The organism is Marinobacter sp. M3C, from assembly GCF_023311895.1.
Taxonomy (GTDB): domain Bacteria; phylum Pseudomonadota; class Gammaproteobacteria; order Pseudomonadales; family Oleiphilaceae; genus Marinobacter.
The window spans coordinates 745,510-767,613 of sequence record NZ_CP092284.1 but is presented as its reverse complement, the minus strand read 5'-3'; the positions used below and the strand labels follow the sequence as shown (position 1 = coordinate 767,613).

Sequence of the window (22,104 nt, the reverse complement as noted above, 5' to 3'; positions counted from 1 at the left end):
TCAGAATTGAATCCTTCCTGTCAGCATGTCTTTGAACATAACCCAGTCGCCCATCAAACTATAAAGGGGGTGGCGGAATGTAGCAGGGCGATTTTTCTCATAGCCAAAATGGCCAACCCAGGCGAAGCCATATCCGATCACCGGCAGCGCCAGCAGCCAAAGCAGATTGCCAGACACAGCCACCCATGCTGTGACCGCCAGCACCAGTGAACTGCCAATAAAGTGCAATCGCCTACAGGTTCGGTTACGGTGCTCATTTAAGTAAAAGGGGTAGAATTCAGCAAAGCTATGAAAGATGTTGGGCGCGCTCACAGTAGCCTCCATGTCGCTTTTAATTGTTGGTTTTACACGAGGGCACTCAGCCTAACAGCAATATTCGATTGTCACCATTGAGTGCTATACCAAGGATTTATTTTAACACCTGACAGGATTATATGACGGCTATCAGCGATTTTATTCTTGCCCGAAGCTCTGAGCCCCGGCTGCAGGCCCCGGCGCCGGGGCCAGACGTTCTGGCGCAGGCTTTTGCCTGTGCGGCACGAGCGCCAGATCATGGCCTGTTGCGGCCCTGGCGTTACCTGGTAGTGGAAGGCGAAGGTCTTGAACGCTTGGGCGATTTGTTTGCAGACACCTACGATCCGGAAGCCGATGAGAAAACCCTGGCGAAACTTCGCAAAGCGCCGCTTCGGGCGCCCCTGGTGATTATCGCGATTGCGTCACCGGTCGAACATCCGAAAATTCCGGCCAGCGAGCAAGTTCTGTCCGCCGCAGCGGGCACCACGTTGCTGGAGCTGGCGCTTCAGGATGCGGGCTTCGGTGTTATGTGGCGAACCGGGTCGCCGGCTTATAATCCGGCGGTTACACGGGCGTTGGGTTTGAGCGAACAGGAATCGGTGATTGGCTTTATTTATACGGGCAGCGTTGTTTGTGCCAAGCCTGCGGTGCCGCGTCTTGAGCCGGCGGCGTTTGTGTCGCGCTGGCCGCAGTAGCCAGCGGCTATTTACGCTTGAAGAACACCCTTGATAGCGCACTCTTAATAGACACTCCCCAGAGCACCCTTTACAGAGCACTCTTTGGGGCACCCATTAGAGGTCGTTCAGCAGTTCCAGCGTTTGGGCCAGACGCTGGGGAGCTGAATCCATTTCCAGAATCTCCTGCATGAGCTCAGGCTCAAAGTGCACCACGCCAAACAGCGCCAGGCTGAACTGGCCGTCGGTTTTTGCCTGCCATTCTTCCGATTCCGCCAGTTGCGTCACAGATTTTCGAATCGCCGGGTCGCCGTGGCCCAGACCGACCAGCCGGTGCAGAATTTTATCCCGCAATTCGGCGCATTCGCGGATTTCACTGTCGCTGAGCGGTTGGTCATTAAACTCTGTGCACTCATAGATCTGATACGGCAACTGCTGAAGTTGCTGATCCAGCCGGTAGCGCTGCTGTATGTGCACGTTCAGCAGCAGGCGACCGTCTTCCATGGTTTCCAGAAGCTCGCAGCGGCCTGCGCTGAACACGTTGTAGGGCCGATAGGTGGCCTGATTAGAGCTTAGCGCCTGCTCCAGAGACTCTGCTTGTTTGCCCGGGCTTAACTGTTTCTCGGTGTGGCAGATGGCCAATAGGGTGTCGGTTTCCAGGCAGTGTTGAATCATCGCGCGGTAGCGCGGTTCAAACACGTGTAGCGGGAACACAGTGCCGGGGAAGGTGACGGACCCGGGAATGGGGAAGATGCAGATCTTTGCCACGGGCTTGCTCCACAATAATTGGCTTGAAGATTCAGTAGCCAATTTACGTGAAAGAGCGGCTTTTCGCTCAATAGTGTGACAAGAATAAACGTTTTTCTGACAAGGCAAAACAGCCGGAGCGAACCCCGGCTGTCATTGTTACAGGTGGAAGGGTAAGTAAAGCGCAACAATAGGGAAGAAATAAACGATTAACAGGCAGCCAAACATCAGCAAGATAAATGGCCATACGCCGCGCACAACGTCCATGATTTTGCCCCCGGCAACGGCTTGTATCACGAACAGGTTAAGCCCCACTGGTGGTGTGATCAGGGCGCATTCGATCATGATCACGAAAATGATGCCGAACCATATGGGGTCAATGCCCAACGGGGCCAGCGACGGATAAAGCACTGGCATCATAATCAGCAGCATCGATATAGACTCCAGGAAAAAACCCATCACCAGCAACACCAAACACACCGCCAGTATGAACAGGCCGGCGCTGCCAATGTGCATGCTGACGAACATCGAGATGTCTTGGGGAATCTGATACAGGGTGATGGCTTTGCCGAATACTTTGGCGCCGGCCATGATTATGAAAATGGTTATTGTTGTTTTCATGGTGGCAATACAGGCCACTTTGAAGCTATCCCAGCTGAACGTTTTCAGGGCCAGCACAATAACCAGCGACAAGGTCACGCCGATGGCTGCAGATTCCGTAGGCGTGAATACACCGGCGTAAATACCGCCAATAATAATCACCGCCAACATAATGATGGGCAGTGCGCGCAACGTTGCTGCAAGGCGTTCGCTTTTGGATGCCTTGGGCACCGGAGTGCAAGCTTTGCCAAGTGTTGCGTACACAAAGCTGAATACTATAAAGCTACCCGCCATGATCAAGCCCGGCCCAACGCCCGCCAGGAACAGGTCCACTATGGATTCTTCGGTAATAACGCCGTACACAATCATCGGAATGGACGGCGGAATCAGAATGCCGAGCGTGCCCCCGGCCGCAATCAAGCCCAATACAAAAGGCCGATGGTAGCCGCGGTCGGTCATCTCTTTAATGGCAACACTGCCTATGGTTGCGGCTGTGGCTACAGAGGACCCTGAAATGGCCGAGAAAATTGTGCACGAGGCAATGGTTGCGATGCCCAGACCGCCGGGCCAGTGGCCAACCCAGGTTTGAACCGCATTGAACAGATCTTTACCGACGCCACCTTGCAGCAGGATGTTAGACATCAACAGAAACAGCGGAACAGACAGCAAAATAAAGCTGTCGAACGAAGAATACAAAGCCATGGGGACCATTAGCGGCGACATGTCAGCCAGCAACAGCATGGCAAGGCCAAGCCCGCCCAGTACAAAACCCACAGGTATACCTGAAAGCAAAAGCATTAGCAGGGCAAATATAATCAGCGCAACAGACATCAGACGTGCACCTCTTCAGCGGGCTGCAGATGGCCCGTCAGCACAAGTGCGGCCTCGGTCAGGCACTGAACAAACAGTAAGCCAAAGCCCAGCGGAATAGCGCTTTGGGTGATCCACATCGGCAATCCCAGCATGGAGGCGGATGCAGCATTTATGGTGACGGCGTTAATCACTATTTGCGCTCCGTACCAGGTAACCCAGCCTGAAAACACCGCAATAACGAGCAGCGACCACAGCTCTGCGACGACACGTAAGCGTGGGTCAAAGCGGCTGATAAGCATGTCTATGCGAATCAGAGCCTGATGCTGTAGTAGCCAGCTTGCACCGAGGCAAGATGCCCAGATCTGACACATCAATGACAGATCTCCCGCCCAAATGGTGGGGGACAGAAATAAGTAACGGGCAATCACTTCGTAGGTAATCATGGCTGCAATAACCACAAACAAGGCCGCAGCGAGTCGCCCGCAAAGGGTAACAATGGCGTAGTTCATGCGCACCCAGAGCGAAGGATGACTGGCGCGCCATGCCTGCGGATCTTTTATTGAGGCGTTGACATCTGACATGAATAATTCCGACAACATAATATCGAACAGTAACGGACGCCTGTTTAACAGGCGTCCGTTACTGGAGGGTATGGCTAGACTTAAAGCGCGCGAGCAGCGTCAATTACTTGCTGTCCGAGTGGGCCTGCGTTTTCAATAAAGCCATCAAGCACAGGGAGGGTTGCCTCCTGCCACTTGGCGATATCCGCTGGGCTGAGTTCAATTACATTCATTTCGTTCTTGGCGTTTGCGATGGCATCGGCCTCAAGGGTTTGAATTTTGTCGCGCAGCTGCTTTTCTACCTTCACGGCTGCATTTTGCAGAATAGTCCGTTCGCCATCGGTAAGGTCCTGCCATACTTTTTCGTTGATGATGGTCATGAACTCAATGTTGGCGTGGTTTGTCAGGGTCAGGTGGTCCATTACCTGATAAAGCTTGCGAGGGCCAACGGCCGTCACGCCTGTCATGCCGGCATCCACGGTTCCGCGCTGGTAAGCCAAAAACTGTTCAGACCCTGCCATGACGGTAGGGGCGGCGCCCACAGCTTTGGCGAATTCACCGAGGGTTTTACCGAACACGCGCACCTTCATGCCTTTCATGTCGTCAGGCAGCTGAATAGGTTTGCTTTTGGAGAGCAGCGCTACGCCGCCGTACGCCTGCCACCACAATGGGCGAGCGCCGGTTTTGATGATTTCATCGTCTAGCAGGGTACGCACGGGGCTTCCAGGCGCGGTGGCTTTTACAACTTTGTCGTTGTCTGGAAATAAGAAGGGTACGTAAAAAACGTCAACCGCCGGAATGGTGCCAGCCAGCTGGGTGACGCTTATGACGCCCATTTCGATGGCGCCAGAGCTCACGGCGCCGTGGACTTCTTTGTCTTTATACAGCTGCGCCGACGGGAAGATCTGAATTTTGATCTCGCCGTTGCTGTTTGTTTCCACTTCGTTTTTAAAATCGACCAGGTTCTGGCCCAAGTGGTGCGTCAGCGGCAGTTGCAGCGTCACCTTTAAGGTGGTTTCAGCAAGTGCTGGCATGGCGATAAGGCCAGACACGATTACGCCGGAATAGAGAAGGTGTTTTAATTTCATGATCATTCCTTGTTTTTTTTAGTTCTCTTCGGGGTGGCCTGATCAGCTGCGGCCGTTTTGCATCAATTGTTTTACCGATTGCGGGAGTGGCCGAGTCTGGTTTCGTGGCCCTGCTTTGCGAACCTGCCCGGGCAGGTCGTGATTGACGATCCGGGCCAGGCGTTGTGATTGCAACAGCAAGCCGTTCAGGTCTACGCCTGTATTCAGGCCCATTTCATTCAGCATGTGAACCAAGTCTTCGGTACAAATATTGCCGGTAGCACCTGGTGCAAAGGGGCAGCCGCCCAAGCCACCCAACGAGGCGTCAAACTGGTTAACCCCGGCGGCGAGTGCCGCAAGCACGTTTGCCAGGCCAAGCCCGCGGGTGTTGTGGAAGTGCAGTGTCAGTTCCAGCTCGGGCCAGCGTTCGCGCACGGCCATGCACAATGACTGTACCTGGTTGGGTACTGCCATGCCGGTGGTGTCGGCCAAGGTTAGGCTGTGCAGGCCGCGTTCAAGATAAGCGTCAACAAAGCGCAGCACCCGCTCTTGTGTTTGCTGGCCTTCAAATGGACAACCAAAGCTGGTGGCCAAAGAGCCATTCAGGCGCATAGGCGTTCCGGAGGTCATCTCGGCAATTCGCTGAAATTGCTGCAGCGACTGGTTGCAGGTCATGCGCATATTCGCCAGATTATGGCTTTCGCTGACCGACATTACCAAGTTGATTTCTTCTACACCGAGTTCCAGTGCGCGGGTACAGCCCTTCTCGTTGGGTACCAGCGCCACATAGCGCGTCGACGTATCGCGGGTAATGGCGCGAAACACCTCGGCGGCATCACTCAGGTTAGGTACAGCGCGGGGCGAAACAAAAGAGCTTACCTCGATTTTGTTCAGACCAAGACCCGCAAGGGCGTTGATCAGGTCAACTTTGGTCGCTGTCGGAATAAAATCCGGTTCGCTTTGAAAGCCGTCACGGGTGACGACCTCGTTGATCAGTATTCGTTTTGGCAGTTCGGTAAACATTAGATCACATCCTTAGATCACATCCTTGTCTTTTAATGCCTGAATGTCTGCTACAGAGTAGCCCAGGCCCTCCAGAATCTCGATGTTATGTTCGCCAAGGCCAGGGCCCAACCAGCGGGTGGTGCCGGGAGTGGCGCTCAGTTTAGGCACAATTCCTGGCAACGATATTTCACCGCCACCGGGAAGTGGTTGTTCGGTAATCATTCCGCGAGCGCGGAAGTGAGGGTCTTCAAAAATATCGGCCGCGGTATTGATCCGGCTGGCTGGCACCGCCGCGTCTTCAAGTACGGCCAGGGCGTCAGCAAGATTATGGCTGGACGTCCAGGCTTCAATGGCTTCGTCCAGTTCGTCGCTGCGCTTTGCGCGGCCATCGTTGTGGGCAAGCTCGGGGTCGTCCGCCAGGTCTTGGCGGCCAATCGCATTCATCAGTCGTTTGAATATGCTGTCGCTGTTTGCAGCGATAACAATGTAACGGTCGTCACCGCTGCGGTAGGTGCTGGAAGGTGCAATGCCCGGCATGCTGGCGCCGGTGCGCTCACGCACAAAGCCGAACATTCCATATTCGGGAATCATGCTCTCCATAACGCCGAACACAGCTTCGTAAAGCGCAACGTCCACGTATTGGCCTTTGCCGCCGTTTACCTTGAGGTGGTGCATGGCCATCATCGCGCCAATCACGCCGTACAGCGAAGCCAGGGTATCGCCAATGCTGACGCCTGCCCTTACCGGGGGCCGGTCCGGATAACCTGCAAGATAGCGCAAACCACCAATCGATTCGGCAATGGCTGCAAAGCCCGGCCGTGAGGAGTAGGGCCCATCCTGGCCATAGCCGGATACCCGAATCATGATTAGCGAGGGGTTTATAGCCGACAATTGCTCCCAGCCCAGATTCCATTTTTCCAGAGTTCCGGGGCGAAAGTTTTCGATAACAATGTCGCTCTCTTCCACCAGCTTATGAACGATGGCTTGAGCATCCGGGTCTTTCAGGTTCAGCGTCAAGGACTTTTTGTTGCGGCTCTGGGAGTACCACCAGAGCGACGTATTTTTGTGCATTTTTCGCCAGCGCCGCAGTGGATCACCGGTGCCTGGTGGCTCAATTTTGATGACGTTAGCGCCAAACTGGGCAAGGAGGCTGGCGGCATAGGGGCCGGCAATTAGCGACCCTAATTCGAGGACGCGTACGCCTTCAAGGGGCAGCGGTTTGGTTTCCTGATCCCCGGCGCCGGAAGATTCCTTGGTCATGTTCATCTCACCTTAAAATGGTATCGCTTTCTTAATGTTTTCCAAAATAATGAGCTGGAACCTGAAAATGCCAAAATGGTTAAATGTGAGGCTGCCATCTCTGTTTGCGATGGCTGGATTCAGGAGCTTGGTTTCAGATGTTCAAGCAGGCGTAGCGTTGCATGTGACAACGGGTGCAGATTGCTTGTGCAAAGCTTCAGTTTGCGGCTTGCCCAGCGGTCGGTGAGGGGTATGGTTTTGATGCGATGGGTGTTTACGTAAGGCCGCGCAATGTCTTGCGGCATAATGCCGATGCCCAGGTCTTGCTCGACCATTCGCATCAGTGCTTCGTAGCTGGTTACCTGAATACGCATGCGGAATGTTTTCTCTGCGGCGGCGGCTGCCTGCAACAGTTTGTTGTTAATGGCGCTGCCGGTGTGCAAGCCAACGTAATCGTACTGCAGGGTATCCACAAAATTCAGACTCTTGGCTTGGCTTAGCGGGTGTTGGTTGGCGGTAATCAGCGCCAGCCGATCGCTTTGGTAGGGGTGAATCGTCAGGTTTTCCGTGTTGCCAAGTAATTCGGTAAAAATACCGATGTCCGCCTGGTTCTGCGCTACGGTTTCAATAATTTCCGAGCTAATCCGTTCTTCCAATTGAATCTGGATAAAGGGGTGCTGGTCCAGAAATGTTTTCAGCTGCACCGGAAGAAACTGGGTGATGGCGGAAATATTGGCGACGATGCGCACTTCGCCCCTTACTCCCTGGGAGTATTCGTGCATGCGGGCATGCACTTCTTCCAGTTGATGCAGCACGCCTCTTGATAGCTGGGCTAGCGCCTTGCCGGCCTGGGTTCCTTCAACGCCACGGTTGGTGCGTACCAGCAACTGGGAATTCAAACAAATTTCGAGCTCACTGATGCGCTTGCTGATGGCGGAGGCGGCGATAAACTCCTGCTCGGCAACCGCTGCGATGGTGCCTGTTTCCAAAACCCGCACAAACAACCGTAATGATGTGGGATCCAAATGCATACAAACGCTCCAGATACATATAATGCATTGGAGTCTATGGGTTTGTGCCTAAAAGGAAAGTGTGACGCGACATATTTCCTTGTTAACCCTCAGCTCTGACATTGCCAGTTGGCAGGCAGGGCATTGCCGCTTTTCCGATTCTGTTTCTTGCACGTGTTTTTACAGGTGTCTTTATCTCAGCTGTTTTCCGCCTTTTACCTTTTTCAGGTTTGTAAATCGGGCTATTTCAATTAAAAACAGTCGATTTTAAGTGTGAGCCCTAATTCTGGCATCGAGCTTGCTTTATGTTCTGCATACACCTGAAACCGGCAATCTTTCGTTAACCGCCGGCACAGAATTGCGGAGGCAGCATGGCAATCTCATTCGATAGTGCACTGGGTATTCACCAATACGCCCTTCAGGCACGGGTTCAACGCGCAGAAGTTTTGGCCAATAATCTCGCCAACGCCGACACTCCGGGCTTCAAGGCCCGTGATATCGACTTCCAGGCGATAATGAAGCGAGCGCAGAGTAACGCCGGCGGCTTCGGCATGAACACCACTAACAGCCGCCATATAACCGAAGGTGGCGGTGCGCCCGGCTCTGTCAGCGACAACGATTTGCTGTATCGCACACCGCACCAGCCGTCGGTAGACGGCAATACGGTAGACGCCCAGCAAGAACAGAGCCGCTTTATGCGCAACGCTATGGACTACCAGGCCAGCTTTCAGTTTCTTAACAGCAAATTCAGTGGAATTAGCAAAGCGCTGACAGGTCAGTAAGCCGCAGTCAACACGGTGAACACAGGAGGTTTTTATGTCACTGGGTAACATTTTCGACATCGCCGGTTCCGGTATGACTGCGCAATCGCTGCGGCTAAACACCACAGCTTCTAACATTGCCAACGCCGAAACCGCCAGTTCCAGCACTGGCGAGACCTACCGCGCCCGTAAGCCGGTGTTTGCGGCGGTTCAGCAGTCGCTTTTAAACGGCAACCAACCGGCGTTCGGTTCCGGGGCAGAAGGCGGTGCCGGTGTGCGGGTGGAAGGTATCGTCGAAAGCGATGCCGAGCTGCAGATGCGCTACGAGCCCAACCACCCGGCTGCCAGCGAAGACGGCTATGTGTACTACCCCAATGTGAATGTGGCAGAAGAGATGGCCGATATGATGTCGTCTTCACGCAGCTTCCAGATGAACGTAGACATCATGAACACTGCCAAGTCGATGATGCAGCGCATTTTAACTCTGGGCCAGAACTAACAGGCGGTAATCAATCATGAGTGCAGTAAACGCAAGCCAGGCAACGGATGTACTAAGCCAATACCAGCTGAAACAGCAGTCGGCAAGCGGCAAAGGTGAGCTTGGAAAAAATGAATTCATGGAACTGATGTTGGCCCAGCTGAAGAATCAGAACCCGCTGGAACCGCAAGACAACGGCGAGTTTATTTCCCAGCTGGCACAATTCAGTTCGCTGGAAGAAATGCAGAAGTTGTCTGGCAACGTGGACAACGTGGTCGGCGAATTCCGTTCTACCCAGGCTCTGCAAGCTTCCGCCATGGTTGGTAAAACCGTATTGGTGTCGTCGGATTTGGCGATGCTGGGTGCCAGCGGCGAGGTTAACGGAACCGTCGATGTGCCTGCCTCAACCGGCGGCGTGCAAGTGTCGATATTGAACGGTTCGGGTGAGTTGGTGCGGCAGATGGAATTGGGTGGCAAGCCCTCCGGTTCTGCCAAATTCACGTGGGACGGTAAAGACGGCAACGGCAGTGCTTTGCCGCAAGGCTCTTATTACGTAGTGGCTTCCGGTGCCTATCCTGGTGGTTCGCAGCAGTTGGGCACAATGATGAGCGCAAACGTCGACAGCGTGTCTTTGGGCAAAGGCGGCTCTATTTCTCTGAACCTTGCGGGCATGGGGTCTATTGATCTGTCGCAAGTTCGGCAAATCAATTAATACCGGCGTCAGCAGAGGTGAATTATGGCATTTAACACAGGATTAAGCGGCCTCAGGGCGGCGGCGGTAGACCTGGATGTAACCGGCAATAACATCGCAAACGCCAGCACCGTAGGCTTTAAAAGCAGCCGCGTGCAGTTTGGGGACTTATACGCCAACGGCTTTCTAAGCTCTGGCAGCGCTCCGGTAGGTGACGGGGTTCGTGTGCAGAGCGTCAAACAGTCGTTTGGCCAAGGCAACATCAGCTTTACCGATAGCGGGCTAGACCTTGCTATCGACGGCGACGGCTTCTTCGAGCTGAATAATGGCGGCGAAAAGCGATACTCCCGGGCCGGCCAGTTCGGTACTGACAAAGACGGCTTTGTGGTGAACAACCAGAATATGCGTTTACAAGGCTATATTGCAGACGCCGCCGGCAACTTGTCAGGCAGAACGGGTGATCTGCAAATTGGCAGCGATAACCTTTCGCCACAGCGCACCACCGATCTGCGGACAGACCTCAATCTGGATGCGCGGGAGCAGGTGCTGACTGCCACTCCGTTCGATCCGTTAAATCCGGGTACCTACAACCACGTTACCGCAACCACGATTTTCGACAGCTTGGGTAACCCTCACGAGGCCACCCAATTTTATGCCAAGAGGACTCCAGTGAATGCCGATAGCGAATGGTCGTTATATGTGCAGATAGATGGTGAGTATGTGGGCAATACAGATGCCGCTAACCCCACGGCCATCTTAGAATTCGACCAGAACGGTAATCTGACGGCACCCACCAATCCCCTTGGTACAATTCCAATATCTGATTGGACCCCTGTAGATCAAAATGGAGTTGCCAATGGCGCCGCAACAGGAGCCGGCGCGGCGTTTAATCTGGATTTGGGCAGCACCACTCAATATGGCGCCAACTTCGGTGTCAATGATCAGCGCCAGAATGGCTACACCACCGGCCGGCTGTCGGGGCTGGATGTGTCGCAGCAAGGCGTCATTTTTGCCCGCTACACCAACGGCCAGTCAAAATCGTTAGGGCAGGTGGCTTTGGCCAGCTTTAATAATACCGACGGCCTGTCACCGTCGGGTGACACCAGCTGGGTGGAGACCTTCGAATCTGGCCAGCCGATTATTGGCAGGCCAGACACCGGAACCCTGGGGGCGATTCAAGCCAGCTCGGTTGAGGAATCCAATGTAGACCTGTCTGCGGAATTGGTGAATCTGATTATTGCCCAGCGTAACTACCAGGCGAATGCCAAAACCATTGAAACCTCGGATGCGGTCACCCAGACCATCATCAACCTGAGGTAAGTAATCGAGCGCCCGGCAGGGTGCTTTTAGCAAAACCGGGCCAGATAAGGCCCGGTTTTGCTTACTCCTGAACTTTTCTTATTTCGTCGCCAATAAAACTGGCACGACTCCTGCTTTAAGACTGGTAACAGTCAAATATCCGGCAGGAACCTTCCCCATGGACAAAGCCCTTTACATCGGAATGTCCGGTGCCAAGCAGAACATGCTGGCCCAGCGCGCCCATGCCAACAACCTGGCGAACGTGACCACCACTGGTTTCAAAAGAGACTTCGCCCAAGCCCGCAGTATGCCGGTGTTTGGCGAGCATCATCCTACTCGCGCCTACGCCATGACCGAAAACCCCGGCACAGACTTGTCTTCAGGTGCTCTGATGGAAACCGGGCGGAAACTGGATGTGGCGATTGAAGGCGACAGCTGGCTGGCGGTGCAAAACAACCTGGGTGAAGAAGTGTTTACCCGCAGTGGCTCCCTGCAGATAGATGTCAATGGTCTGCTGCGATTGGCTAACGGTGAAATGGTTCTGGGCAACGGTGGCCCGGTGGCTTTGCCGCCTTTTGATAACGTTGAGATTGGTGCCGACGGCACCGTGTCTATTGTTCCGGTGGGTGGCCCTCCCGATCAGTTGGTGGAGGTGGACAGGCTCAAGCTGGTAACGCCGCCGACAAAGGCACTGGAAAAAGGCCCGGATGGCTTTATACGTCGCAAGCCCGATCAAGCGCTTGGTGGTGGTGAACCGGCTGATGCCAACGCCCGGGTTTCCAGTGGCTTTCTGGAAAGCTCTAACGTAAACGCGGTGGCCGAAATGATTTCCAATTTGCAGCTGTCGCGGCAATACGAAATGCAGGTGAAGGTAATGAGCACCGCGAAAGAAAATTCTGAAGCAGCGGCACGGCTATTGCAGAACCTCTGATAACACTTGCATCAAAACGTGTATCAACACTTGAAACAACACGCCAGCGGGCGTGAAAGCGGCAAGATTTCGCCGCCATCCACAACAGCCTGACGGTAGGGAGCGATTAAAATGCATCCAGCATTATGGGTTAGCAAAACCGGGTTAAGCGCGCAGGACACTAACATGTCCACCATCTCTAACAACCTGGCGAACGTGAACACTACCGGTTTCAAGCGCGACCGCGCGGTGTTTCAGGATCTTCTGTATCAGGTGAAACGCCAACCCGGTGGCCTGAACACACAGAACACCGAATTACCCTCCGGGTTGCAGTTGGGTACCGGTGTGAGGGTTGTGGGTACCGCCAAACAGTTTACCCAGGGCAACTTGCAGATAACCGAGCAGCCACTGGATATGGCGGTTAACGGTCGCGGCTTCTTGCAAGTGCAATTGCCAGACGGCCAAACCGCCTATACCCGCGACGGTCAGTTTCAGTTGAATTCCGATGGTGATGTTGTAAACCCCGCGGGCAACGCCTTGCAGCCCAACATCAACATTCCGGCAAATGCCACTAATGTGACCATCGGTCGCGATGGCACTGTAACCGCTGTCACCGACGATCAGGCCGCTCCCATCAACCTTGGCCAGATAACCCTGGTGGACTTTATTAACCCGCAGGGTCTGCAGGCGATTGGCAATAACCTGTTCAAGCAGACCAATGCCAGTGGCGACCCAGCCGAAGGTGAACCCGGCTTAGCCGGGCTGGGCTCGCTGGAGCAGGGCTCTATTGAGTCTTCTAACGTGGAAGTGGTGGAAGAGCTGGTGAACATGATTACCACCCAGCGCGCCTATGAAATGAACTCGAAAGTCGTGTCGACTGTTGACCAGATGCTGCAGTTCATCACCAACAATATTGGTTAATGCCGGTGCTTTCCGGTCAGAGGTTTCGCTATGACAGCTAACGCCGTTTTTTTACAGTTCCGCCGCAGCGCCAGCGTTGCGTTGGTTCTGGTGCTGGCGGTGCTTCAGGGTTGCGCTGCGATGAGCCGGCCCCGTGCCATGCCAGATGACCCGGAATACGCTCCGGTGCGGGCCCAGGCGATGATGCAGCGCGATCTCGAAACCGGTTCTATTTACCAGATTAGCCGCAATTACAATTTTTACGGCGACACAGTGGCGCTCAACGTGGGCGATGTGCTTACGGTGACCTTGAACGAGTCTACCCGCGCCAGTAAAAACGCGGAAACCAGTATCTCGAAAGACAGTGACATCAGCCTGACCGAGCCCAACATATTTGGTAGAAACAAGCTGGGGCTGGCAACGGCTATCGAGCAACAGCGAGATTTTCAGGGTGCCGCAGAGGCGGATCAAAGCAACAGCCTGGCCGGCAGCATCACCGTAACGGTCACCGAAGTATTGCCTAATGGCGTGTTGCGCATTCGTGGCGAGAAGTGGCTGTCGCTGACCAATGGCGAAGAATACATTCGCCTGACAGGATTGGTGCGGCCTCAGGATATCAAGCCGGACAATACTCTGGCGTCTAATCGCATTGCCGATGCCCGCATTGCTTACGGTGGCACCGGTGATTTTGACCAAGCCAACCAGATGGGCTGGATGGGGCGTTTCTTCAACAGCGAATGGTGGCCTCTGTGAACCTTTCCAAAGTGATTCTGTGTAAAACGAATGTGCGCAAATGTTTGGCAATAGCATTAATGGCGTTAATGGTGGCTTCGCCGGTGATGGCTGACAGGCTTAAGGACTTGGCCCGCATCAAAGGCGTGCGTGACAACCAGCTGGTGGGTTATGGCTTGGTGGTTGGCTTGGCCGGCACCGGCGACAAAGCGCCATTTACCAATCAGACCTTCCGCAACATGATGAACCAGTTTGGCGTCACTCTGCCGGAAGGCGTTGATCCAAAACTGGCGAACGTCGCTGCGGTGACGGTGAACGCTACCATTCCACCGTTTGCCAAGCCCGGTCAGCAAATCGACATTACCGTGTCGTCTATCGGCAACGCCAAAAGCTTGCGCGGCGGCGTCCTGCTGATGACCACGCTGAAAGGCGCTGATGGCAACGTGTATGCGCTTGCGCAAGGTAGCCTGACTGTCAGTGGCTTTGGCGCTGAAGGGCTGGACGGCTCGCGTATTACCGTTAACATTCCCAGCGCAGGGCGAATCCCCAACGGCGCTACTGTCGAGCGCGAAGTGGCTTCGCCATTCAACAATGGCGATACCGTTACGTTTAATCTGTTGCGCTCAGACTTCACTACCGCCCGTCGGGTTGTTGAAGCCATCAACGGCAACTTGGGCCCGGATATGGCTTACGCCCACGACGCCACCTCTGTTTCTGTGCGCGCCCCGCGGGATGCTTCCCAGCGAGTCAGCTTTCTGTCGATTCTGGAAAATATTGAAGTGAATCCGGCTGAAGCCGCCGCCAAGGTAGTGATCAACAGCCGCACCGGCACCATTGTGGTGGGCCAAAATGTGAAGGTTAGCGCGGCCGCGGTTACCCATGGCAGCCTGACGGTGATTATTCAGGAAAACCCCAATGTTGTGCAGCCTAATCCGTTAGCGGCTGGCAACACCGAAGTGGTGCAAGACTCTCAGATTACGGTGACTGAAGAACCGGCTCGCATGTTCAAGTTTGGCCCTGCGGTTACCTTGAACGAGATAGTTCAGGCGGTAAACCAGGTGGGTGCGGCTCCGGGCGACGTAATGGCGGTACTGGAAGCGTTAAAACAGGTTGGTGCACTGCGCGCCGAGCTGATTATTATTTAGAGCCGCAGGGGCAGAGCGATGCAGGATTACCGGATTCAGCAGGCCAATGTCTACACCGACTTTGAAGGCCTGAACGCGTTGAAAACCCAGGCCCGTACCGATAAGGAATCGGCGCTGAGGGAAGTGGCGCGGCAATTTGAAAGCCTGTTTCTGGCGGAAATGCTCAAGTCTATGCGCAAAGCCGGTGATGTAATGGCGGAAGGCAACTACCTGAACACCAACGAAAGCAAGGCGTATCGGGATATGTTTGACAACCAGATAAGCCTGTCGATGGCTGGCAACCAGGGTACCGGTCTGGCAGACGCTTTGGTGCGCCAGCTCAGCCCGCAAGTACCCGGTATGAGATCTGACGGTAGCCCGTTGGCCGGCCAAAAAACGACGTTGGCCGATTACGATCGCAGCGTGCCGCCTTTGTCACCACGGTTGCCAGCGGAAGTTAAAAGTGTGCAACAGCTAGCGGAAGCCTTGCCGGTTATGGCTGACAGCTCCCAGGACGACGCGCCACTACCCGCGCGCTTTGAATCTCCGGAACAGTTCGTGCAAACCCTGCTGCCCATGGCGCAACGCATCGCCAAAGACAGCGGCATTAACCCACGGTTTATGGTGGCCCAGGCCGCGCTTGAAACCGGTTGGGGCAAACACATGATTGAAGGTAAGGGCGACAGCTCCAGCCCCGTCCCGAGCTACAATCTGTTTGGTATAAAGGCCGACCAGCGCTGGCAGGGTGATTCGGTTGCCGTTACCACCACCGAATTCCGCGAAGGCGTACCGATGAAAGAGCAGGCGGAATTCCGCGCCTATGCTGACTACGAGGCCAGTTTGCGGGACTACGTTGATTTTCTGGAATCTAACCCGCGCTATCGGGACGTGTTGGCCGTGGCAGACAGGCCAGCCCAGTTTGCTGAAAAACTGCAACAGGCCGGTTACGCCACCGATCCGAATTACGCTGAGAAAATTCGCAGCATCATGAACCGGGATTCTCTGATGACGGTTTCCATGGGCCAAGCTGAGGCCGGGGAGTAAACGCAATGGCAGGATTACTGGGCATTGGTTTAAGCGGCATACTTGGGCACCAGGCTGCGCTGAACACCACCGCTAATAACATCACCAACGCCAACACACCGGGTTATAGCCGCCAAGAGGTGCAGTTTGGCGCTCAGACACCCCAGCGCACCGGCGCCGGCAGTATTGGTACTGGCGTTAATGTGGAAAACATTCGCCGCCTGGCAAACGAATATCTGACGCAGCAAATTCGTGAGGATTCCAGTCTGGAGGGCGAGCAAAGAGCGTTAAACACCGAGCTGAGTCGGCTGGACAACTTGCTGGGCGGCGAGTCTACAGGCCTCAGTAAGGCCTTGAACAACTTTTTTGCCAGTCTGCAGAACGCCGCCGAAGACCCCACGTCATTGCCTCAGCGCCAGCTGGTGTTGAGCGAAGGCCAGCAGGTGGTAAACCGCTTTTCCGCGCTTAATGAAAAGTTCATTCAGCAGCGTGAATCGGTAAAAACCCAGATGCAACAGGGCGCTAGAGACGCCAACGCGCTGATTGCCAGCATTGCCGATCTGAACTCGGCGATATCCCAGTCGCCCGGCATCGCCCAGGGCCGTATGCCAAACGATCTGCTGGACCAGCGCGATGAAAAACTGCGCCAGCTGTCTGAACTGGTCAGCATTAAGGTCAGCCGAACCGAAGGCGCTCAGGTGAATGTCACCCTGAACAACGGCCAAGGTCTGGTGATCGGTAATATCGCGGCAAAACTGGGTACCGCGCCAAGCTCCACCGACTCATCGATGTTGAAGTTCACGCTTGCCACCAGTGGCCGAGTTGTGAACATCGACAATGAAATTAACGGTGGAACCTTGGGTGGACTGCGCCACTTTCAGCAACAGGCATTAGCGCCGGCGTTTGACGAGCTTGGCCGTATTGCCATCGCACTGGCTGACACCATGAACAGCCAGCATCAGATTGGTATGGACCTGAAAGGCGATTTGGGGGGGCTGTTTTTTAAAGACTTCAACAGTGCGGCGTTGCAGGCTAGCCGGGTGATTCCCAATGCCGATAACCTTGGCGACGCCCAGTTTTCGGTGAGGATCAGCGACAGTTCAAAACTGGCGGCTGACACTTATAGCCTGAAAATTGGTGCAACTAACTATCAGCTGATTAATGACCGGACCGGCGCGATCGAAAGAGATCAAGCTTTGCCTGCTGCCGGCGACGAAATAGATATGCCCGGATTCAGTATCAGTTTCGACGCCGGCACATTCAATGCGGGTGACCGCTTTCAGATTCAGCCTACACGCAGCGGCGCGGCTGATATTGCCATGGTAGTTAGGCGTGAAGAAGACTTGGCCTTTGCCAGCCCGATACGCGGGGCAAGCGGAGACAATAACAAGGGCACGGGCACCATTAGCCAGGGCACCATGCTGGCGGTGATTGACCCGGCCACCGATTTGCCGATGAGAGTTGAATTTTTCAACGACGTTAGTGGTGGGCTGGCATATACCGTTTTTGATGCAGCTAACAACCGCGTGATCACGGAAGAACCATATATAGAGGGCCAGGGACTGTTTAGCGAAGACCCATTAAATGCCCTCTACGAAGGCTTCCAATTTGACGTGACCGGGCAGCCCAAAACAGGTGACGTCTTTACAATCGAATTCAACACAAACGGTGTATCCGACAACCGCAACGTCGAGTTTCTGGCATCGTTTGGCACAAAAAACACACTGAACAACGGCAGCCAGAGCTTCGCCGAGGGCTACGCCGGGCTGGTGGAAAACGTCGGCGTGCAAACGCGCCAGAGCCAGCTGGATTTGGAGGCGGGGAAGACCCTGCTGGAGCAGTCGTTCAATCAGCGCGAGTCTGTTTCGGGGGTGAATCTGGATCAGGAAGCCGGCAAATTGATTCAGTACCAGGCTGCCTACAACGCGTCGGCCAAGGTAATTACTGTTGCACAGGATCTGTTCAACACATTGCTGCAAACCTTCCGCTAAAACGGGCAAGGTTCAAAAAGGTAATGCGAGATGATTAGAATATCTTCACAGCAAATTTTTTCCGGCGGCATCAACCGGCTGCAGGATCTGAGCGCGCAGCTGAACAAAACCGATGAGCAGATTGCCACCGGCAAGCGGGTTAACCGACCGTCAGACGACCCGGTCGCCGCGGCGCGTATTCTGAAGCTGAACCAGGAAGTGAAGCGCATCGAAACCTACGAGCGCAACGCGCAACTGGCTAACAACCGGCTGGGCCAGGAAGAAAGTGCCGTCTCAAGCTCCCTGGATATTCTGCAGCGCGTGCGTGAGTTGACGGTACAGGCAGGTAACGGCTCGCTGTCGGCCAACGATCGTCTGTCTATCAGTTCGGAAATGAAGGAGCGCTTAGAGCAGTTGGCGCAAATGGCCAATACTCAGGACGCCTCTGGCGAGTACATTTTTAGTGGTTTTCAAGGAGGCACGCCGGCCTTCGCTAACGAAGGTGACGGTTGGGCTTATCAGGGCGACGAAGGGCAACGGATGCTGGAAATTGATGACGGCGTTACCGTGGCCATCAGCGATAACGGAAAGGGTATTTTTGAGCGTATTCCTGCGGCGGTTAGTGGAGCGCGGACTACAGCGGCGACTGGTTCCGAGGGTCGCATTAACAGCATTAGTGTGATCAATCGTTCAGAATTACAGACAGGCGGTCTTCCTTCGTTCAAGTTGCTAGCGTCAGGAGTTCCGGCAGATACGCTTACCGTCCGCGGTATAGACAATGCTGTACAAGAGACGGTGACCTTCACTCCTGGTGAGCCGGTCACGATAAACGGTGTACAGCTTACTCTGACGGAGCCGGCCGACGGTGATGAATTTACCATTGAAACCGGCGAAAAGCAGTCAGTCTTCAAAACCATAGAAAATCTGATCAGTGGTCTGGATAACCTGAGCAAAAGCGGTGACGCGGGTTCAGATGCCTACAACGATCTGATTGCTGGCTCCTTAGCCAACCTGGATAACGCTCAGGAAAGTTTTATTTTAAAGCAGACCGAACTAGGTGGGCGGATGAATTCGGTGGAATCCACCCAGGCGTTTCTGGAGGATTCCGCACTCTACAGCAAAGAGATTCGATCTCAGCTGCAAGACATTGATTACGCGGAAGCTATCAGCACCTTGAGCTTTCAAAGCTTTGTGTTGCAGGCGGCACAACAGTCGTTTGCGCGGGTTTCCCAGCTGTCATTGTTCGATCGGTTGTAAATTATTGCCAATTCAGGGCAATTGCTCTGATTTTATTGTTGATTTAAGGCTCAGCGTCAGTATAATTGCCCCTCTTCTGATGGCGGCGTGGTGGAATTGGTAGACACGACGGATTCAAAATCCGTTGCTAGTAATAGTGTGGCGGTTCGAGTCCGCCCGCCGCTACCATATATTTATAAGCCGCACCCTGCGGTTTCGTGCATAGTCATTTTTCATGAATGTCTCCGACTTTCGTTTTGACTTACCGGATGAGCTGATTGCCCGCTATCCGTTGAGTGAACGCTCTGGTTCCCGTCTATTTTGCCTTGATGGTCTTTCTGGCGATATCAATCATCGCCGTTTCACAGACCTACCCGATCTTCTGCAGTCTGGTGATTTGCTGGTGTTCAACAACACCAAGGTAATTCCTGCGCGCCTGTTCGGAAAAAAAGAAACCGGCGGCGCGGTAGAAATCTTGGTGGAGCGCATTACCGGCGATAAGCAGATGCTGGCCCACGTGCGCGCGTCAAAATCCCCCAAGCCCGGGCAACAAGTATTGTTGGAAGACGGAACTGCGTTGAACGTTATCGCCCGCGCCGACGCATTGTTCGAATTGCAGGTTGACGGCAGCGAATCACTGCTGGATATTCTGGATCGTCTGGGTCATATGCCCCTGCCACCTTATATTGATCGCGCGGATGAGGCGTCTGACCGGGAGCGTTACCAAACCGTTTATGCCCGCGAGGCAGGTGCGGTTGCCGCGCCAACCGCTGGCCTTCATTTTGATGAAGCGCTGTTGCAAAAACTCGCAGCGATGGGCGTAGACTCCACGTTTGTGACCCTGCATGTTGGCGCCGGCACCTTTCAGCCGGTGCGGGTAGACAAACTGGAAGATCACGTAATGCATCATGAACTGGTGCATGTGCGCCAGGACACGGTAGATGCGGTGGCCCGTACCCGCGCCCGTGGCGGCCGCGTGATTGCCGTGGGAACCACCTCGGTGCGCTCGCTGGAATCAGCCAGTCGCCACGGCGTCCTGCGCCCGTTTACGGGCGACACTGACATATTTATTTACCCCGGCTACAGCTTTCAGACCGTAGATGCACTGATTACCAATTTCCATTTACCCGAATCTACGCTGATCATGCTGGTCAGTGCCTTTGCCGGTTACGAATACGTGATGGGCGCCTATAAAGAAGCCGTGCGCGAAGGTTATCGTTTTTTCAGCTATGGCGACGCCATGTTCATTACCGGACAAGTGCCCAGTCGTGGCATGCTGCAGCACTCTGCAACGGAGCCGCAGGGCGGCCCCGAAACACAAGAATTTCACGGAGAAACCCGGTGACTGACGTCTGTTTCATGAGCTTTGAAAAACTGGGTGAAGACGGCCGTGCGCGCCGTGGTCGCCTGAGCTTTCCCCGCGGTGTGGTGGAAACGCCGGCGTTTATGCCCGTTGGCACTTACGGTACAGTGAAAGGCATGCTGCCCCGTGACATCAAGGACATTGGCGCCCACATCATTTTGGGTAATACCTTTCACCTGATGCTGCGCCCTGGCACCGAAGTGATCAAAGCCCATGGCGACCTGCATGATTTTACCCAGTGGCAGGGGCCGATTCTGACTGACTCTGGCGGCTTTCAGGTGTTTAGCTTGGGCGAAACGAGCAAAATTACCGAGCAGGGCGTGATTTTCCGTTCGCCGGTGGATGGCTCGCCGGTGGAGCTGAACCCGGAAATTGCGATGCAGGTGCAGCGCGACCTGGGTTCTGACATCGTGATGATTTTTGACGAATGCACGCCTTACCCGGCTACCGAGAAAGAAGCTAAAGACTCCATGGAGTTGTCGTTGCGCTGGGCGGCCCGCAGCAAGAATGCTCACGAGGGTAATCCTGCGGCGCTATTCGGCATTGTGCAGGGCGGAATGTACGAAGGCCTGCGCCAGCAGTCGCTGGACGGCCTGACCGACATCGGTTTTGACGGTTACGCCATTGGCGGGCTGTCGGTGGGCGAGCCCAAAGAGGACATGATTCGCATTCTAGACGACTTGCCGCCAAAAATGCCGGCGGACAAACCCCGTTACCTGATGGGCGTAGGCCGCCCTGAGGATATAGTAGAAGCAGTGCGTCGCGGTGTGGATATGTTTGATTGCGTAATGCCTACCCGCAACGCCCGTAACGGGTATCTGTTTACCGCTACCGGCACTGTTAAGATTCGCAACGCCAAAAACCGCCACGACACTGCGCCGCTGGATGACAGTTGTGACTGCTACACCTGCCAGAACTTTTCCAGAAGTTATCTGCATCATCTGGATAAGTGTGGAGAAATGCTCGCTTCGCAGCTGAACACCATTCACAATTTACGTTATTATCAGAACCTGATGAGTGGATTGCGTGGGGCCATTGAAGCAGGTACATTGTGCAACTTTGTAACCGAATTCTACGCCTTGCGCGGCGCAACTGCGCCCGAGCTTAGCGGCGCCTGAACCTGTTATTCACACTTTATTATTCAATTAACGGAGAAAATGTATGAAATCGATCAAATTACTCGTTGCCGCTATGCTGGCACTGGTTCCCACGTTGGCAATGGCGCAAGACGCGACCGGCGGTAGCATGGGCGTTATAGGGCAGGTTATCTTTTTTGCCGGCTTTATTTTGATTTTTTACTTCCTTATCTGGCGTCCGCAGTCCAAGCGCGCCAAAGAGCACAAGTCATTGATGTCTGGCCTGAACAAAGGCGACGAAGTGGTTACCTCTGGCGGCATGGTTGGCAAGATCACCAAAGTGTCTGATGACTTTATTGTTCTGGAAGTGGCCGACAACGTTTCAGTTCGTATTCAAAAAGTAGCGGTTTCCGGTGCTTTGCCAAAAGGCTCGTTGAAAGATATCTGAGCCGCGCCAACGGACGTTCAGCCGGGCTTTTCAGTCCGGCTGGTTCTATCTGGCTGAAACACCACGGTCGGCGCCAGCCCGGCT

General features: G+C 54.4%; 23 protein-coding genes and 1 tRNA gene. 16 read left to right on the top strand and 8 right to left on the bottom strand.

The window, feature by feature from the left end; genetic code table 11:
* Positions 1-324, bottom strand: a complete 324-nt coding sequence (locus MIH18_RS03375) for an Mpo1-like protein (protein ID WP_249013928.1) — start codon at positions 322-324, stop codon at positions 1-3.
* Positions 325-434: 110 nt separating this feature from the next.
* Here MIH18_RS03375 and MIH18_RS03370 point away from each other — a divergent pair, with 110 nt between their 5' ends.
* A complete protein-coding gene (locus MIH18_RS03370) occupies positions 435-989 on the top strand; it encodes a nitroreductase (protein WP_249013927.1) in 555 nt (184 codons plus the stop codon).
* Positions 990-1,085: 96 nt separating this feature from the next.
* Here the strand turns inward: MIH18_RS03370 and MIH18_RS03365 are convergent, their stop codons facing one another.
* The 7 genes from MIH18_RS03365 to MIH18_RS03335 form a co-directional block, all read right to left on the bottom strand.
* Positions 1,086-1,736, bottom strand: coding sequence for an LON peptidase substrate-binding domain-containing protein (locus MIH18_RS03365; RefSeq protein WP_249013926.1), 651 nt, complete (start codon positions 1,734-1,736; stop codon positions 1,086-1,088).
* Between the two features lie 138 nt (positions 1,737-1,874).
* Complete coding sequence (locus MIH18_RS03360) at positions 1,875-3,146, bottom strand: TRAP transporter large permease (protein ID WP_249008592.1); 1,272 nt, start codon at positions 3,144-3,146, stop codon at positions 1,875-1,877.
* Entirely contained in the window at positions 3,146-3,709 is a 564-nt protein-coding gene (locus MIH18_RS03355; RefSeq protein ID WP_249013925.1) for a TRAP transporter small permease, read from the bottom strand. The genes MIH18_RS03360 and MIH18_RS03355 overlap by 1 nt, the downstream gene beginning before the upstream one ends.
* An 80-nt stretch (positions 3,710-3,789) precedes the next feature.
* Entirely contained in the window at positions 3,790-4,776 is a 987-nt protein-coding gene (dctP, locus tag MIH18_RS03350; RefSeq protein WP_249013924.1) for a TRAP transporter substrate-binding protein DctP, read from the bottom strand.
* A 42-nt stretch (positions 4,777-4,818) separates the two neighbouring features.
* Complete coding sequence (locus MIH18_RS03345; RefSeq protein ID WP_249014591.1) at positions 4,819-5,766, bottom strand: hydroxymethylglutaryl-CoA lyase; 948 nt, start codon at positions 5,764-5,766, stop codon at positions 4,819-4,821.
* 24 nt (positions 5,767-5,790) lie between these two features.
* The gene (locus MIH18_RS03340; protein WP_249013923.1) at positions 5,791-7,020 is read right to left on the bottom strand and encodes a CaiB/BaiF CoA-transferase family protein; all 1,230 of its coding nucleotides are present in this window, start codon (positions 7,018-7,020) and stop codon (positions 5,791-5,793) included.
* Positions 7,021-7,139: 119 nt separating this feature from the next.
* Positions 7,140-8,030, bottom strand: a complete 891-nt coding sequence (locus tag MIH18_RS03335) for a LysR family transcriptional regulator (protein WP_249013922.1) — start codon at positions 8,028-8,030, stop codon at positions 7,140-7,142.
* A 350-nt stretch (positions 8,031-8,380) separates the two neighbouring features.
* Between MIH18_RS03335 and flgB the strand changes: the two genes are divergently transcribed.
* The 15 genes from flgB (at position 8,381) to yajC (ending at position 22,020) form a co-directional block, all read left to right on the top strand.
* Positions 8,381-8,791, top strand: a complete 411-nt coding sequence (gene flgB / locus MIH18_RS03330) for a flagellar basal body rod protein FlgB (protein WP_249013921.1) — start codon at positions 8,381-8,383, stop codon at positions 8,789-8,791.
* A gap of 34 nt (positions 8,792-8,825) precedes the next feature.
* Positions 8,826-9,269 (top strand): flagellar basal body rod protein FlgC, encoded by a 444-nt coding sequence (flgC, locus tag MIH18_RS03325; RefSeq protein WP_014870948.1) that lies wholly within the window; start codon positions 8,826-8,828, stop codon positions 9,267-9,269.
* Positions 9,270-9,285: 16 nt separating this feature from the next.
* Positions 9,286-9,960 carry a flagellar hook assembly protein FlgD gene (locus tag MIH18_RS03320; RefSeq protein WP_249008598.1) on the top strand — a complete coding sequence of 225 codons (675 nt, stop codon included), beginning with the start codon at positions 9,286-9,288 and terminating at the stop codon, positions 9,958-9,960.
* 24 nt (positions 9,961-9,984) lie between these two features.
* Positions 9,985-11,259: a flagellar hook protein FlgE gene (flgE, locus tag MIH18_RS03315; protein ID WP_249013920.1), complete on the top strand. Its 1,275-nt coding sequence runs from the start codon at positions 9,985-9,987 to the stop codon at positions 11,257-11,259.
* A gap of 157 nt (positions 11,260-11,416) precedes the next feature.
* Entirely contained in the window at positions 11,417-12,169 is a 753-nt protein-coding gene (locus MIH18_RS03310) for a flagellar basal body rod protein FlgF (protein ID WP_249013919.1), read from the top strand.
* 111 nt (positions 12,170-12,280) lie between these two features.
* Positions 12,281-13,069 carry a flagellar basal-body rod protein FlgG gene (gene flgG / locus MIH18_RS03305; protein ID WP_249013918.1) on the top strand — a complete coding sequence of 263 codons (789 nt, stop codon included), beginning with the start codon at positions 12,281-12,283 and terminating at the stop codon, positions 13,067-13,069.
* Between the two features lie 30 nt (positions 13,070-13,099).
* The gene (flgH, locus tag MIH18_RS03300) at positions 13,100-13,801 is read left to right on the top strand and encodes a flagellar basal body L-ring protein FlgH (protein WP_014870953.1); all 702 of its coding nucleotides are present in this window, start codon (positions 13,100-13,102) and stop codon (positions 13,799-13,801) included.
* Positions 13,802-13,860: 59 nt separating this feature from the next.
* Positions 13,861-14,925, top strand: coding sequence for a flagellar basal body P-ring protein FlgI (locus MIH18_RS03295; protein WP_249014590.1), 1,065 nt, complete (start codon positions 13,861-13,863; stop codon positions 14,923-14,925).
* An 18-nt stretch (positions 14,926-14,943) separates the two neighbouring features.
* On the top strand, positions 14,944-15,948 hold the full coding sequence (gene flgJ / locus MIH18_RS03290; protein WP_249013917.1) for a flagellar assembly peptidoglycan hydrolase FlgJ: 1,005 nt from the start codon (positions 14,944-14,946) through the stop codon (positions 15,946-15,948).
* A 5-nt stretch (positions 15,949-15,953) separates the two neighbouring features.
* Entirely contained in the window at positions 15,954-17,918 is a 1,965-nt protein-coding gene (gene flgK, locus MIH18_RS03285; RefSeq protein ID WP_249013916.1) for a flagellar hook-associated protein FlgK, read from the top strand.
* 30 nt (positions 17,919-17,948) lie between these two features.
* On the top strand, positions 17,949-19,154 hold the full coding sequence (gene flgL, locus MIH18_RS03280) for a flagellar hook-associated protein FlgL (RefSeq protein ID WP_249013915.1): 1,206 nt from the start codon (positions 17,949-17,951) through the stop codon (positions 19,152-19,154).
* 81 nt (positions 19,155-19,235) lie between these two features.
* Positions 19,236-19,322, top strand: a tRNA-Leu gene (locus MIH18_RS03275).
* 46 nt (positions 19,323-19,368) lie between these two features.
* A complete protein-coding gene (gene queA, locus MIH18_RS03270; RefSeq protein WP_249008606.1) occupies positions 19,369-20,478 on the top strand; it encodes a tRNA preQ1(34) S-adenosylmethionine ribosyltransferase-isomerase QueA in 1,110 nt (369 codons plus the stop codon).
* Positions 20,479-20,492: 14 nt separating this feature from the next.
* On the top strand, positions 20,493-21,614 hold the full coding sequence (gene tgt, locus MIH18_RS03265; RefSeq protein WP_249008974.1) for a tRNA guanosine(34) transglycosylase Tgt: 1,122 nt from the start codon (positions 20,493-20,495) through the stop codon (positions 21,612-21,614).
* A 43-nt stretch (positions 21,615-21,657) separates the two neighbouring features.
* Positions 21,658-22,020 carry a preprotein translocase subunit YajC gene (gene yajC, locus MIH18_RS03260; protein ID WP_249013914.1) on the top strand — a complete coding sequence of 121 codons (363 nt, stop codon included), beginning with the start codon at positions 21,658-21,660 and terminating at the stop codon, positions 22,018-22,020.
* The last annotated feature ends 84 nt before the right edge of the window (positions 22,021-22,104 follow it).

What these genes read in the sequence shown, in the direction of transcription:
- MIH18_RS03375 (WP_249013928.1), bottom strand. Translation starts at nt 324, where the DNA reads ATGGAGGCTACTGTGAGCGCGCCCAACATCTTTCATAGCTTTGCTGAA.
- MIH18_RS03370 (WP_249013927.1), top strand. Translation starts at nt 435, where the DNA reads ATGACGGCTATCAGCGATTTTATTCTTGCCCGAAGCTCTGAGCCCCGG.
- MIH18_RS03360 (WP_249008592.1), bottom strand. Translation starts at nt 3,146, where the DNA reads ATGTCTGTTGCGCTGATTATATTTGCCCTGCTAATGCTTTTGCTTTCA.
- MIH18_RS03355 (WP_249013925.1), bottom strand. Translation starts at nt 3,709, where the DNA reads ATGTCAGATGTCAACGCCTCAATAAAAGATCCGCAGGCATGGCGCGCC.
- dctP (WP_249013924.1), bottom strand. Translation starts at nt 4,776, where the DNA reads ATGAAATTAAAACACCTTCTCTATTCCGGCGTAATCGTGTCTGGCCTT.
- MIH18_RS03340 (WP_249013923.1), bottom strand. Translation starts at nt 7,020, where the DNA reads ATGACCAAGGAATCTTCCGGCGCCGGGGATCAGGAAACCAAACCGCTG.
- MIH18_RS03335 (WP_249013922.1), bottom strand. Translation starts at nt 8,030, where the DNA reads ATGCATTTGGATCCCACATCATTACGGTTGTTTGTGCGGGTTTTGGAA.
- flgB (WP_249013921.1), top strand. Translation starts at nt 8,381, where the DNA reads ATGGCAATCTCATTCGATAGTGCACTGGGTATTCACCAATACGCCCTT.
- flgC (WP_014870948.1), top strand. Translation starts at nt 8,826, where the DNA reads ATGTCACTGGGTAACATTTTCGACATCGCCGGTTCCGGTATGACTGCG.
- MIH18_RS03320 (WP_249008598.1), top strand. Translation starts at nt 9,286, where the DNA reads ATGAGTGCAGTAAACGCAAGCCAGGCAACGGATGTACTAAGCCAATAC.
- flgE (WP_249013920.1), top strand. Translation starts at nt 9,985, where the DNA reads ATGGCATTTAACACAGGATTAAGCGGCCTCAGGGCGGCGGCGGTAGAC.
- MIH18_RS03310 (WP_249013919.1), top strand. Translation starts at nt 11,417, where the DNA reads ATGGACAAAGCCCTTTACATCGGAATGTCCGGTGCCAAGCAGAACATG.
- flgG (WP_249013918.1), top strand. Translation starts at nt 12,281, where the DNA reads ATGCATCCAGCATTATGGGTTAGCAAAACCGGGTTAAGCGCGCAGGAC.
- flgH (WP_014870953.1), top strand. Translation starts at nt 13,100, where the DNA reads ATGACAGCTAACGCCGTTTTTTTACAGTTCCGCCGCAGCGCCAGCGTT.
- MIH18_RS03295 (WP_249014590.1), top strand. Translation starts at nt 13,861, where the DNA reads ATGGCGTTAATGGTGGCTTCGCCGGTGATGGCTGACAGGCTTAAGGAC.
- flgJ (WP_249013917.1), top strand. Translation starts at nt 14,944, where the DNA reads ATGCAGGATTACCGGATTCAGCAGGCCAATGTCTACACCGACTTTGAA.
- flgK (WP_249013916.1), top strand. Translation starts at nt 15,954, where the DNA reads ATGGCAGGATTACTGGGCATTGGTTTAAGCGGCATACTTGGGCACCAG.
- flgL (WP_249013915.1), top strand. Translation starts at nt 17,949, where the DNA reads ATGATTAGAATATCTTCACAGCAAATTTTTTCCGGCGGCATCAACCGG.
- queA (WP_249008606.1), top strand. Translation starts at nt 19,369, where the DNA reads ATGAATGTCTCCGACTTTCGTTTTGACTTACCGGATGAGCTGATTGCC.
- tgt (WP_249008974.1), top strand. Translation starts at nt 20,493, where the DNA reads ATGAGCTTTGAAAAACTGGGTGAAGACGGCCGTGCGCGCCGTGGTCGC.
- yajC (WP_249013914.1), top strand. Translation starts at nt 21,658, where the DNA reads ATGAAATCGATCAAATTACTCGTTGCCGCTATGCTGGCACTGGTTCCC.